This is a genomic window from Methylobacterium fujisawaense (assembly GCF_014138435.1).
GTDB classification, from domain to species: Bacteria; Pseudomonadota; Alphaproteobacteria; order Rhizobiales; family Beijerinckiaceae; genus Methylobacterium; species Methylobacterium fujisawaense.
Window position 1 is genome coordinate 223,237 of sequence record NZ_JACJIM010000004.1, and the last position, 13,364, is coordinate 236,600.

Annotated in this window: 10 protein-coding genes; 4 read left to right on the top strand and 6 right to left on the bottom strand. The window is 70.1% G+C overall.

The annotated features are described in order from the left end of the window. Window positions 1-48 precede the first annotated feature (48 nt). From GGQ91_RS13705 to GGQ91_RS13720, 4 genes are all read left to right on the top strand, one after another. On the top strand, window positions 49-813 hold the full coding sequence (locus GGQ91_RS13705) for an HpcH/HpaI aldolase family protein (RefSeq protein WP_043357688.1): 765 nt from the start codon (window positions 49-51) through the stop codon (window positions 811-813). Between the two features lie 24 nt (window positions 814-837). Then, the gene (locus GGQ91_RS13710) at window positions 838-1,725 is read left to right on the top strand and encodes a 2-hydroxy-3-oxopropionate reductase (RefSeq protein ID WP_179698689.1); all 888 of its coding nucleotides are present in this window, start codon (window positions 838-840) and stop codon (window positions 1,723-1,725) included. Between the two features lie 44 nt (window positions 1,726-1,769). Next, a complete protein-coding gene (gene garD / locus GGQ91_RS13715; protein ID WP_053608278.1) occupies window positions 1,770-3,338 on the top strand; it encodes a galactarate dehydratase in 1,569 nt (522 codons plus the stop codon). 71 nt (window positions 3,339-3,409) lie between these two features. After that, on the top strand, window positions 3,410-4,612 hold the full coding sequence (locus GGQ91_RS13720) for a PepSY-associated TM helix domain-containing protein (RefSeq protein ID WP_053608279.1): 1,203 nt from the start codon (window positions 3,410-3,412) through the stop codon (window positions 4,610-4,612). A 197-nt stretch (window positions 4,613-4,809) separates the two neighbouring features. Here GGQ91_RS13720 and GGQ91_RS13725 read toward each other — a convergent pair whose 3' ends face one another. From GGQ91_RS13725 to GGQ91_RS13750, 6 genes are all read right to left on the bottom strand, one after another. Next, window positions 4,810-6,990, bottom strand: a complete 2,181-nt coding sequence (locus tag GGQ91_RS13725) for a TonB-dependent siderophore receptor (protein ID WP_051975939.1) — start codon at window positions 6,988-6,990, stop codon at window positions 4,810-4,812. 373 nt (window positions 6,991-7,363) lie between these two features. Then, window positions 7,364-8,002, bottom strand: a complete 639-nt coding sequence (locus GGQ91_RS13730) for a TetR/AcrR family transcriptional regulator (RefSeq protein ID WP_075380106.1) — start codon at window positions 8,000-8,002, stop codon at window positions 7,364-7,366. Next, window positions 7,999-8,298, bottom strand: coding sequence for a hypothetical protein (locus tag GGQ91_RS13735; RefSeq protein ID WP_043756956.1), 300 nt, complete (start codon window positions 8,296-8,298; stop codon window positions 7,999-8,001). The genes GGQ91_RS13730 and GGQ91_RS13735 overlap by 4 nt, the downstream gene beginning before the upstream one ends. Before the next feature lie 384 nt (window positions 8,299-8,682). After that, complete coding sequence (locus GGQ91_RS13740; RefSeq protein ID WP_043756958.1) at window positions 8,683-10,515, bottom strand: NADPH-dependent assimilatory sulfite reductase hemoprotein subunit; 1,833 nt, start codon at window positions 10,513-10,515, stop codon at window positions 8,683-8,685. A 262-nt stretch (window positions 10,516-10,777) separates the two neighbouring features. Further along, window positions 10,778-12,547, bottom strand: a complete 1,770-nt coding sequence (locus GGQ91_RS13745; protein ID WP_043756960.1) for a diflavin oxidoreductase — start codon at window positions 12,545-12,547, stop codon at window positions 10,778-10,780. Between the two features lie 111 nt (window positions 12,548-12,658). After that, a complete protein-coding gene (locus GGQ91_RS13750) occupies window positions 12,659-13,174 on the bottom strand; it encodes an Lrp/AsnC family transcriptional regulator (protein ID WP_043351854.1) in 516 nt (171 codons plus the stop codon). Window positions 13,175-13,364: the final 190 nt, after the last annotated feature.

The window sequence follows — 13,364 nt, forward strand, 5'->3', positions numbered from 1 at the left end:
GGACGGCGCGCAGACGCCGCGACGCGTGCGCGCCCAGGGAGGATCGTGATGGACAGCCTCACCAACCGCTTCAAGGCGGCCCTCGCCGAGGGGCGCCAGCAGATCGGCCTGTGGTGCAGCCTCGCGAGCCCGATCTCCACCGAGGTGGTCGCCGGGGCCGGGTTCGACTGGCTGCTCCTCGACATGGAGCACTCGGCCAACGATCTCCGGGACATCTACGCCCAGCTCCAGGCCATGATGGAGGGCGACACGCACCCGATGGTGCGGGTGCCGAGCGACGACCCGATCACCATCAAGCGCATCCTCGATGCCGGCGCGCAGTCGCTGATGATCCCCAACATCGACGATGCCGAGCAGGCCGCCCGGGTGGTCGCGGCGACGCGCTACGCGCCCCGCGGCATCCGCGGCTTCTCGCAGGCGCCCCGCGCCGCCCGGTTCGGCCGGATCAAGGACTACCACACCCGCTGCGAGGCCGAGATCTTCGTGGCGGTGCAGGTCGAGTCCCGCCGCGCCCTCGACAATCTGGACGCGATCGCCGCCGTCGAGGGCGTGGACGGCGTGTTCATCGGGCCCGGCGACCTCTCCACCAGCCTCGGCCATGTCGGCCAGCAGGGCCACCCGGAGGTGGTCGCCACCATCGAGGCGGCGGTCGCGCGGATCGTCCGGGCCGGCAAGCATGCCGGCATCCTCACGCCGAGCGAGGAGCTGGCCCGCCGCTACATCGCCGCCGGCACCCGCTTCACCGCGGTGGGCTCCGACATGGGGCTGCTCGCCCGCGGCTCCGAGGCGCTGGCCGCCCGCTTCCGCGCCTGAACACCGCAACCGGGATCGACACGCATGAACATCGGATTCATCGGCCTCGGCATCATGGGCGCGCCCATGGCCGGACACCTGATCGCGGCGGGCCACAGCCTGTTCCTCAAGACCCGGCGCAGCGTGCCCGAAGCGCTGCTTGCCGCGGGCGGCACCGCCTGCGCCACGGCGGCCGCGGTGGCCGAGCGCGCCGACACGATCATCCTGATGCTGCCCGACACCCCGGACGTGGAGCAGGTCCTGTTCGGCGCCGACGGCGTCGCCGAAGGCCTGTCCCCCGGCAAGACCGTGATCGACATGAGCTCGATCGCGCCGCTGGCCACCAAGGACTTCGCCGCCCGGATCGCCGAGCGGGGCGGCGCCTATCTCGACGCGCCGGTCTCCGGCGGCGAGGTCGGAGCGAAGAACGCCGCGCTCTCGATCATGGTCGGCGGCGAGCCGGAGGCTTTTGAGCGCGCCCGGCCGCTCTTCGAGGCGATGGGCAAGACCGTGACCCATGTCGGCCCGGTCGGCGCAGGCCAGGTCGCCAAGGTGGCCAACCAGATCATCGTCGCCCTGACGATCGAGGCGGTGGCCGAGGGGTTGCTCTTCGCCTCGAAGGCCGGCGCCGACCCCGCCAAGGTGCGGCAGGCGATCACCGGCGGGCTGGCCACCTCGCGCATCCTGGAGCTGCACGGCGCGCGGATGATCGAGCGGACCTTCGATCCCGGCTTCCGCATCGGCCTGCACCAGAAGGACCTCAACCTCGCCCTTGATGGGGCCCGGACGCTGGGCCTCAGCCTGCCCGCCACGGCTTTGGCCCAGCAGCTGTTCTCGGCCTGCGTGGCGCAGGGCGGCGCGGCCTGGGACCATTCGGCGATGGTGAAGGCGCTCGAGTCCCTCGCGAACCACGCCGTCGGCGACGCCGCCTGATCACGCCAGAAGCCCGGACGGGCGCGTCACGGAAGGAGCCTCCGATGCAGGCCGAGATCGAAGCCCCGACCCGCCCGCCCGCCGCCGGCGACGTGCCGCGCACGATCCGCCTGAGCCCCGACGACAACGTCGCCATCGTGGTCAACGCCTTCGGGCTGCCGGCCGGCACGGTCTTCCCGGACGGGCTGGAGCTCGTCGAGTTCGTGCCGCAGGGCCACAAGGTCGCCCTCACCGACATCCCGGAGGGCGGGGCGGTCCGCCGCTACGGCGAGGTGGTGGGTCTCGCCACGCAGGCGATCCCGCGGGGCGCCTGGGTCGAGGAATCCCGCGTCGCGACGCCGGTCGCCCCCGCCCTCGACGCCCTGGAGATGGCCACCCGCGTGCCGGCCCCCCTGCCCCCGCTGGAAGGCTACACCTTCGAGGGCTACCGCAACCCGGACGGGTCGGTGGGCACCAAGAACATCCTGGCGATCTCGATCAGCGTGCAATGCGTCGCCGGCACCCTCGACGTGGCGATCCGGCGGATCAAGCAGGAGCTGCTGCCGCGCTACCCCAACGTCGACGACGTGGTCGGCCTGACCCACGCCTATGGCTGCGGCGTCGCCATCAACGCCCCCGAGGCGGTGGTGCCGATCCGGACGCTCCAGAGCCTCGCGCAGAACCCGAATTTCGGCGGCGCGGTCATGGTCGTCGGCCTCGGCTGCGAGAAGCTCGTCTCGGAGCGCCTCCTGCCCGACAACGGCGCCGCCGGCGATGGGGTGGTTCGGCTGCAGGACGAGCGCCATCACGGCTTCTCGGCCATGATCGACAGCATCCTGGCGATGGCCGAGGCGCGCCTCGCGGAGCTGAACCGCCGGACCCGCGAGACCTGCCCGGCCTCGGACCTCGTGGTCGGCCTGCAATGCGGCGGCAGCGACGCCTTCTCGGGGGTGACCGCCAACCCGGCGCTCGGCTTCGCGGCCGACCTGCTGGTGCGCTGCGGCGCCACCGTGATGTTCTCGGAGGTGACCGAGGTGCGCGACGCGATCCACCTCCTGACCCCGCGCGCCAAGACGCCGGAGGTCGCCGAGGCGCTGATCCGCGAGATGGCGTGGTACGACGCCTACCTCGCCAAGGGCGAGGCCGACCGGCGGGCCAACCCGTCGCCGGGCAACAAGAAGGGCGGCCTCAACAACATCGTCGAGAAGGCTTTGGGCTCGGTCGCCAAATCGGGCACGAGCGCGATCTCCGGGGTCCTGGCGCCGGGGGAGCGCGTCCGCGAGAAGGGCCTGATCTTCGCCGCGACCCCGGCGAGCGACTTCGTCTGCGGCACGCTGCAGCTCGCCTCGGGGATGACCGTCCAGGTCTTCTCCACCGGGCGCGGCACGCCCTACGGGCTCAGCCAGGCCCCGGTGATCAAGGTCGCGACCCGGACGGAACTCGCCGAGCGCTGGTCCGATCTGATCGACCTGGATGCCGGCCGCATCGCCACCGGCGCGGCCACGATCGAGGAGGTCGGCTGGGAGCTGTTCCACCTGATCCTCGACGTGGCGAGTGGGCGCAAGCGCCCCTGGTCCGACCGGTGGGGGCTGTTCAATGATCTGACCCTGTTCAACCCGGCGCCGATCACCTGAGGGCGGCCGGGGGGCATGCGCCCTGCGGCGTCGTCAGCGTGGCCGCGTTCTGCTAGGCAGCCGGCATTGCCATGACGCTGCCGATTCCCTCCCTCCGGACCCTGCTCTTCCGCCTGCACTGGGCGCTTGGCCTCACCGCCGGCCTCGTCCTCGCCCTGATGGGCCTGACCGGGGCGCTGATGAGCTACGAGGAGGCGCTGACCGCCTTCGCCAACCGCGACCGGCTGGAGGTCACGCCCGGCGCGCGGACGGCGCTGTCTCCCGCGACCCTCGCGGCGCGGATCGACGCGCAGGCGGGGGGGCGTATCGCCAACGTGCTGACCCTGTCGGACGATCCGCGCGCCAGCGTCCATGTCCGCTTCGCCCGCGATCCCGAGACCCGCGCGCGGCCGCCCGCCGCCTATGCCGATCCCTACGACGGCACCCTGCTCGGCCCGGTGCGGCTGGAGGGGGCCTTCACCACGGTGCGGGACCTGCACCGCTGGCTGCTGCTCCCCGGCGGGTCCAAGGGCTGGGGCCGCACGATCACGGGCGCCTGCACCCTGGCGCTGCTGGCTTTCCTGGCGACGGGTCTCTACCTGCGCTGGCCCAGGATCCATCGCTGGCGGATCTGGCTGAAGCCGGCCCTGTCGCGCCCCGGCCGGCCGCGCTGGTGGTCGCTGCACGCCGTGGTCGGGACGTGGCTGCTGCCCGTCTACCTGGTCATCGCGCTCAGCGGCCTGACATGGTCCTACCCGTCGTTCAAGGACGGCGCCACGCGGCTGCTCGCGGGCGCTCCGGACGCGGGGAAGCCTGCGCGACCGGCCGGGAGCAAGGCTGCCGGACGCCCGGTCGATGCCGGGGCCGATGGCGGCGCGGCCGTCGACCGCGCCTGGGCGGATTTCCGCGCGCGGACCGGTGACGCCGCCGGGACAGCGGTCCTGACCCTGCCGGGGGCCGACACGAAGGCGATCCGGATCCGCTGGCTGCCCAAGGGCGTCGATGCGCCGAGCGCCCGCAACGAGGAGCGCTACGATCCCCTCACGGGCGCCTTGCTGGCCGCCGAGCGCGCCACCGATGCGCCGCTGGGCCGGCGTCTCCTGGACAACATCCTGGAGGTGCATCGCGGCCGCTTCTTCGGCGATCTCGTCGCTCTGCTGTTCTGTCTCGCGGCCCTGGCCATGCCGGGTTTCGCGGCCACCGGCCTGACCCTCTACGTCCTGCGCCGCCGCGCCGGTGCCCGGCGCAGGGCCGTCGAGCCGAAAGCGTCGGCAGGGGCCGTCCGCGCGGTGTGAGACCCTGCGCCCGTGTGGCCTTCGGCCGCTCCAGCCCGCTCGCCGTCGCGAGCGCCGCGAAGGCGAGCGGGGCGTCATGACGCCGGTCCGTGGAGCGCCGCCCGGGCGTGCATCGCTCCGTGCGGGACCGGCAGCACTGCACTCCCCCGGTGACGCGATAGACGAGGCCGCCGCCTCCGCGAGGCCGCCCGCCCGGTTCAGAGCCGGGCGGTGATCGTCGCGAGCACCGTGAACGGCGCGCCGGGCGTGTTGTTGGTCACGCTCGTCGGCGCCTCGATGTAACGTGCGTTCGTCAGATTGCGCATGTTGACCGACAAGCGCCAATGCGCGTCGAAGTCGTAGTATACGAGCGCGTCGAGGCGATTGTAGGCACCCACGGTGAAGCTGTTGTTGAGGTCGCCGTAGCGCTGGCCGACATGGGTGATGCCGAACCCGAGCCCGAGCCCGCGGAGCGGGCCATGCTGGACATCATAAGTCGTCCAGAGGCTGCCGCTGAAGACCGGCACGCCGGCGAGGCGATTGCCGATCGCGAAGGTCGTGTCTTTGGTGATCCGCGCGTCGATCAGGCCGACGCTGCCGATGATGTTCCAGCCGGGCAGGATCTCACCGGCCAGATCCGCCTCGACCCCCTGCGATTGCTGCTGGCCGGTGATGACGGAGAAGGTGGGGTTCTGTGGATCGGTGGCCGCGACGTTGTCCCGCGTGATCCGGAAGGCGGCTGCGCTCAGGGTCAGGCCGGGATTGAGATCGACCCGGGTACCGACCTCGATCTGATCGCCCGTGCTGGGAGGCGGGCTGGTCACGTTCAAGACGCTTGCGGTCTGCGGCAGGAACGAGGTGGCGTAGCTCGCATAGAAGGTCAGCGGCTCGAACGGCCTGTAGATCAGGCCGACCCGCGGCGAGGCGCCAAACAGGGTCTGCTCGGGCGGCTGGGACTTCGATGCCGGCACGCGGCTGAAATAGTATTGGCTGCCGAGGTCGAACCGAGCTCCGACGACGAGCTGCAATCCGGGCGCGAGCACGATCTGGTCCTGCGCATAAAACCCGTACACTTCCAGCTTCTGCTTCAGGTCAGACTGGAACCGGAGTGGCTGGAAGGCCGCACCGAACACAGGGGTGAGGAAGCTGACGGGGGCGAGGTTGCCTTGCAGCAGGAGGGCGTGCCGGAAGCCGTTGGAATATTCGATCCCCAGGAGCCCCGTATGGGCGAGGCCGAAGGTCTCGAACTTCATCACGGCCTCGGACTGCGTGTCGACCGCGGCAAAGCGTGAATTGACCGCTGACTCGCGTCGGTTCACCAGCGTGCCGGCAGTGTTGACGCTCTCGGCGCGGGCCGCGAACACGTCGAAGGTGCCCCATTGCCCACTGACGATCTGCCGGAGCATCAGGTTCTCGTTGACGTCGTGCTCGGCCCGCATGGTGATCGTGTTGAAGGCTCCGGAGTATCGTGACGAGGGCTCGCCGTAGAACCGGCTGATGTTGTCGAGGGGCACGCGGCCACGGAAGGCCACCAGACCTTCGTCATACTGGCTGTGCTGGTTGGTGAATTCCGAGTTCACGTAGACGCGGGTGTCAGCACTCGGGGTCCAACTGAAGGCGGGCGCTACGAAGACGCGCCGATTGGTGTCGCCCCCGAAGTTGCGGAAGGTCGGATCTTCCTGCGCGGCGAAGCTGAGACGGGCGGCAAGCCCCTCGACAGCAGGTAGCGCACTCGACACGGAGCCCTGGAAGCGCCGGAAGCCGAAGCTGCCGCCCTGGACGCTCGCATCGGCTGTCGGTTCAAGCGTCGGCCGGCGGGTCACGATGTTGATGACCCCGCCCGGATCGCCGCGACCGAACAGCATGGAGGCTGGCCCCTTGATGACCTCGACACGTTCGGCATCCACAAGGTCCCGTGTGACCGGGTAGAAGTTGATCGCTGGATCGACCAGCACACCGTCGACGGCGAAGACCTGCGTGGAGAATCCGCGGATGAGGTAGTTCTGCGATCGTCCCTGGATGGTGCTGCCGAGCACGACGTTGCTGACGTTGGTTACGGCATCGGTCAGGCGCAGGTCCTGCTGGTCGGTCAGCACCGCGCGGGGAACGATGTTGATCGATTGCGGCGAGTCGCGCACGGGGGTGTCGGTGCGTGTGGCCGTCGCCGAGCGTGTCGCCCGATAGCCGATGACGGGGCCATCTGCCCGTTCACCGACCGGACCGGTACCGGTGACGCTGAGTTCCGAGAGAACGACCTCGTCGGCTGTCGGAGCGGATTGCGCGAGAACCTCTGCGGGCGAAGAAAATAGAAGGGCCGTTGCAAGTCCGGCTCGATAGAGAATCAAGCAAGAGCGATAATATTTGGCTTGATCGACGGCGTCGATCTGATCGGCTGGCATAATTTAAAATCATTCTTAGGAGTGGCGTCTCGATATGACGCTGTATTCCTAGAGTGCAAATGCCGCTCGATCTCAATGGCGATCGAGCATGGCGCGGATCGGGGGCGCATCCTGTGTCCGGGTGTTGCGTGAAGGGCACGATTTGTTCTGAAATACTTTGAAGTCATTCAAATCTGACAACTTTTGCGTGTGATTTGCTGAAACTTCGCAACCCGTTGCATCCGGTGACGGGCATCGGGATTCGTCCGCCGTACCCCGCCACATGGTGCAGGGGGTCGTCGGGAATGGCCGGCACGGCCGGCCCGCGATCGGGAATTGCGGTTGTGCGGGCTCCCTGTCCGTGCGGCCCATGGAGGCCGCCACGGAGCCGGGATCAGCGGGCTGCGGGCCGATCCGGTGTCGCCGGGCACGGCAGGCGGCCGTCGAGCCCGGCATGGAGGAGCGCGTGGATCTGGGTGACCGCCCCGGCGACGTCGTAATCGGGCAGCGCGGCGCGGCTCACGACGATCCCCTTCATCAGAGGCGCGAGGAGGGCGTAAAGCGCCGCCGGATCGCAAGCTGGCGCGGTGGCGAGCGCCGACAAGGTCGCAACGAACCAGTCCCGGCTCTCGACTTCGGTCTGCGCCGTCATGGCGGCGATGGCCGGATTGCGCGTCGATTCCGACCAGATTTCCACCCGCAGAGCCGCGGCTTCGCGGGTGATCGACATGAAGTAGCGGGCGATGAGGCCCAGCAACGTCCCGCGCGGGTCACTGCTGCCCTCCATCTCGGCGACCAGGAGCGTGCCGCGCTCGCGCTCACGCTCGACCAGCCCGAGGACCAGGGCCTCCTTGGATTCGAAGTAGCGGTAGAAGTTGCCCGGGCTCATCGCGGCCTCGCGGGCGAGGTCCTGCATGGTGGTGCGATGGAAGCCGTTGCGCGTGAAGCAGGCTTCGGCGGCGTCGAGAATGTGCTCGCGCCGGGCGGAGGGCCCGACGCGGGCCTCCGCAAGTCCGTCCGCCGCGGCGGTCACTGCCCCGGCTGCGCGGCGACGGCCACCGGCGTGATGCGGCTCTGATCCTTGCCCAGGCTGGCGACGGTGCAGGATTGCGGTCCCTGATGCAGGTCCGCGCAGATCCGGGCCTGCCAGCCGTCCGGGCCGGCCCCGGTCCAGCCGATCAGCGCCAGCCAGGCGAGGGCCAGGACGGCGCCGAAGGTCAGGTTGGCGGGGGTGCAGACGGCGCGGAGCTGGGCGAGAGCGCCCGGGCCGCGGGCGCCGAAACGCTCGGCATCGAGATCGGACCAGCGGCCTTCGAGGGTGAGAGCCATCGTGCGCTCCTGTTGGCCTCACCTGTATAATGAACGTTCATTCTCATGTCAATGAACGTTCATTCTCGTCGAGGTCGCGCAGCGGACGAAGGACGGCCTGCCGCCGATGCCTGCGGTTCGTCGGGAGGGAGGGCGCGATCGCCGCCGGGTCTTCGACGCTGGTGCAGGGTATGCCGGAGCGGCGGTTCGGACCGGTGCGCGGGCGGGACGCCGCTCCGGGTCCCCGATCCCTCCCGCCGCGCTCCGGCGGCTCGGGATCGGGACGCGCAGATCCGGTCATGGTGGATCCGGTCATGGCGGAGCCGGGCCGGAACCCGCGATCCGCGGCCGTGTCGCGATCTCGGCGCGTCCGGGAGCCCCGTCCCGGACGCGCGAGGCCTGCCGTCAGCCGAGCACGGCCGGCTTGAGGGCGCCGGTCCGCTCGTGGAAGTCCGGGCCGTTGGTGGTCCGGGCCACGTGGCCGGCGCGGATCAGGTAGTCGCCGAAATGCTCGCCCGGCTGCCGACCCTTCGCGTAGTCGGCAAACAGCGGATCGAGGGTGCTGCGGATCTCGGAGGCCGCGACGTCCTCCTTGTAGAGCTTGCTCAGGCGCGAGCCGTCGTGGGCGGCGCCGAGATAGAGGTGGTAGCGCTCGGGGCCGCGGCCCACGAGGCCGATCTCGGAGATGAACGGCCGGGCACAGCCGTTCGGGCAGCCGGTGGAGCGGATCGTGATCTCCTCCTCGGCGAGCCCGTGGGACGCGAGGCTCTCCTCCAGCTCCGTCATCAGGTCCGGCAGGTAGCGCTCGCTCTCGGCGAGCGCCAGGCCGCAGGTCGGCAGGGCCACGCAGGCGAGCGAGTTGCGCCGCAGCGCGCCCGCGCCCCGGGTCAGGCCGTATTCGTCGACGAGCGCGTCGATCTCCGCGCGCTTCTCCGCCGGGACGTTGGCGATGATCACGTTCTGGTTGCCGGTGAGGCGGAAATCGCCCTCGTGCACCTCGGCGATGCGCCGCAGGCCCGAGAGGAATTGCGGCCCGCCCTCGATGTCCTTGATCCGGCCCGAGGGCACGTAGAGGGTGAGGTGATAGCGGCCGTCGTCGCCCTCGACCCAGCCGTAGCGGTCGCCGTTGTTGGTGAAGGTGAAGGGTTTGGGCGCGCCGAGCTTCTGGCCGATCCGCTTCTCCACCTCGGCCCGGAAGGCGTCGAGCCCGTAGCGCTCGATCGTGTACTTGAGGCGGGCGTTCTTGCGGTTCTTGCGGTTGCCCCAGTCGCGCTGGACCGTCATCACGGCCTCAGCGACCTTGAGGGCGTCCTCCGGCTTCACGAAGCCCATCACGTCGGCGGTGCGCGGGAAGGTATCGGGCTCGCCGTGGGTCATGCCCATGCCGCCGCCCACCGTCACGTTCCAGCCCGTCACCTGGTTCTTCTTGTCCAGGATCGCGATGAAGCCGAGGTCGTGGGCGAAGATGTCGACCTCGTTGGAGGGCGGCACCGCCACGACCGTCTTGAACTTCCGCGGCAGGTAGGTCCGCCCGTAGACCGGCTCGACCTCGGCCGCGTCCTCGCCGCCGACCACGCGCTCGCCGTCGAGCCAGATCTCCCGCCACGCGCTGGTCTTGGGCAGCAGCGAGTCGGAGATGTCCTTGGCGAGCTGGTAGGCGGCCTTGTGGGCGCCTGCCTGCGCCGGGTTCGTCGCCGCCATGACGTTGCGGTTGACGTCGCCGCAGGCCGCGATCGTGTCGAGGAGCGCGCCGTCGATGGCCGCCATCGTGCGCTTCAGGTTCGACTTGATCACGCCGTGGTACTGGAAGGTCTGGCGCGTGGTCGCCCGCAGCGCCCCGCCCGCGTAGGTCCGGGCGATGTCGTCGAGGATCAGCCACTGCTTCGGGGTGATGACGCCGCCCGCGATGCGCAGGCGGATCATGAAGCTGTAGGCCTTGTCGAGCTTCTTCTTGGTCCGCTCGGGGCGCAGGTCGCGGTCGTCCTGCAGGTACATCCCGTGGAACTTCACGAGCTGCCCGTCATCCTCCGAGATCGCCCCCGTGGCGTGCTTCAGGAGGCCGTCCGCAAGCGTGCCGCGGAGATAGCCGCTGGCGATCTTGATGTGCTCGTTCGCCGCGAGCTGGGCCGCGCGGGCGGCCTCGGCATCGGTGATCGGCCGGTCGGTCGGCGGGGTCTCGTAGACGCGCTTGGCCGGGGTCGGGGTCTCGGCGGCGTCGCGGGGGCTGTGGTCGTCCATGGGGTGAATCCGTCTGTCTGAACGCGTCTCCCACCCCACGCGTCAGGGGTGGGTGCCGAGCGGAACGCGTGCCGGTTCACGGGAAGGGCGGGAGCCGCGACGGTCCCCCTCTCCCGTGCGGGAGAGGGTCGGGGAGAGGGATGCGCCCTCTCCGGAAAGACCTGGATCCCTCACCCTGTCCCTCTCCCGCACGGGAGAGGGGACCCGCGCCCCGTCCTGCTCCGCTCCAATCTCAATCCTGCGGCCTCGGAAGGCCGGTCCGTTAGTACACGTCCTGCTGGTAGCGGTGACCGCGCTCCAAAGCCGCGACCTGGGTCTCCGCGTCGGCGGCGCTCAGGTTCTTCACGGTCTGGTACGCGCCCACCACCGCGGCCCGCACGTCCTTGGCCATGTTCTTGGCATCGCCGCAGACGTAGAGATGGGCGCCCCCATCCAGCCAGGAGACCAACTCCTGCGCGTGCTGGGTGATCCGGTCCTGCACGTAGACCTTTTCCGGCTGGTCCCGCGAGAAGGCCACGTCGATCTTCGTGAGCGACCCGTCCTCCAGGGCGTCCTGCCACTCGAGCTGGTACAGGAAGTCGTGGGTGAAGTGCCGGTCGCCGAAGAACAGCCACGACCGCCCGGGGGCCTCGATCGCCCGGCGCTCCTGCACGAAGGCGCGGAACGGCGCGACGCCGGTGCCGGGGCCGACCATGATGATGTCGGTGGCCGGGTCCTGCGGCAGGCGGAAGTGGCGGTTCGGCTTCAGCCGCACCCGCAGCTTGGCGCCGTCGCGGATCCGGTCGGCCACGTGGACCGAGGCGACGCCCGAGCGGGCGCGGCCGTGGGTCTCGTAGCGCACCGCCGCGATGGCGAGGTGGACCTCGTCGCCCACCTCCTTGCGCGAGGAGGCGATCGAGTAGGCCCGCGGCGGCAGCGGCCGGGTGATGGTGCCGAGATGCTCGGCCGTGAGCTTGGCCGGATAGGTCTCCAGCAGGTCGATCAGGTGCCGCCCCTCGATCCAGGCCTTGGCCTCGCCGCTGTCGATGAGCGTCTGCGCCTGCGTGTGGCCGGTGGCCTTGACGAAACGCTCGACCGTGGCGGCCGACAGCGTGGTGATGTCCCGCTCGGCCAGCAGCGCCTTGCGCAGGGCCTCGTCGCCCGAGAGCCCGGCGGCGTTGAGGATCTCGTCCACGAGCTGCGGGTCGTTCTCGGGGAAGATCTCCAGCGAGTCGCCCGGCTCGTAGGCCGGGGCGCCCTCCTCGAAGGCGAGGGCGAGGTGGATCGTCTCCTTGTCGGAGCGCGAGGAATTGAGGTTCACGTGCTCGACGACCTCGACCACCACGGGCTCGCGGCTCGGCTCGGCGTCGTCCTCCTCGCCGGTGCCGGCGCGGGCGAAGTCCACCGCCACGACGTTGTCGGGCTGCTCCGCCGGGGCGAGCGCCTTGAGCGCGCCCTTGATCCAGTCGGCCGCCGGCTTCTCGAAGTCGAGGTCGAGGTCGGCCCGCTCCGCGGCGCGCTTGCCTCCCAGCGCCTCGAAGCGTTCGTCGAGGGCCTTCCCGATGGCGCAGAACTCCGCGTAGGAGGTGTCGCCGAGCGCCAGCACCGCGAACTCGACACCGTCGAGGCGCGGGGCGCCCTCCCCCATCAGCTCGCCATAGGCCCGCACGGCCCGGGCCGGCGGCTCGCCCTCGCCCCAGGTGGCCGCGATGGCGACGAGCTTGCCGGCCTTGGGCAGGGTCGCGATGTCGAGGTCGGCGAAGTCCACGACCTTCGGCTTGAAGCCCTGCTTGCGCGCCAGCTTGGCGACGGTGCCGGCGAGCGCTTCGGAATTCCCCGATTCGCTCGCGTAGATCACCGTCAGCGGCGCGGCGGCCTTGGGCGGCGCGGCCGGCAAAGCGGCGGGCTGGCCACCGGCGGCGTCGAGGCCCGCCAGGAAGCCGGCCAGCCATGCGCGCTGCGTGGGGCTCGCGGCGCCGAGCACCGCATCGAGGCTGGCGCGCTCGCCGTCCCCGAACGGGGCGGTGCGCGGGAGGAGGTTCTGGCGGGACATTACGAGACCATGTCGGGGCCTGCGCGGCCCGTGTCAATCAAGAAACGTTCTTTTTGCAGAACGGGCGGAGACGAGAACATCACATTCGCTGCACTGCGAAAAAAGAGAATATCATTCTCCTACCACGGAGAGGACCGGGGAGGTGCCGGGCAGATGGCGCCCGTTCTTGGGCGGCGCCGGCAGCGGCAGCGCCGTCGTGGATTTCACCTTTTCCATGGCGAAGCGGGAGGTGACGTTCTTGAGCGGCAGCACCGCGATGAGGTGCTTGTAGAAGCTGTCATAGGCCTGCATGTCGGCGACGACGACCCGCAGCATGTAGTCCACGTCGCCCGCCATCCGGTAGAACTCCAGCACCTCCGGCATGGCCGAGACGGTTGCGGCGAAGCGCTGCAGCCAGTCCTGGGAATGGTCGGCGGTCTCGATGGAGACGAACACGGTCAGCCCGAGGCCGAGCTTCACCGGATCGAGCACCGCCACCCGCCGGTCGATGACCCCGTCGGCCTCCAGCTTCTGGATCCGCTTCCAGCACGGGGTCTGCGACAGGCCCACGCGTTCGCCGATCGCCGCGATGGAGAGCGTCGCGTCGGTCTGCAGCAGGGCGAGAATCTTCAGATCGATCGCGTCCAAAGCTGTCTCCGTGGGCTTCCGCCGCGCGCGGGGCGCGGGCGCATATAGGAGGCTACCGGTCTCGGTGAGAAGAATCTTTTACCTCGGGACCAGGTTGCCCGCGCCGATTGCTGTGCGCAACCGCACGCCGAACCGCCGGCCCGACACCGTCAAGCGCGCCGGGGCGCCTTGACTTCGTTCGGTATAGCGA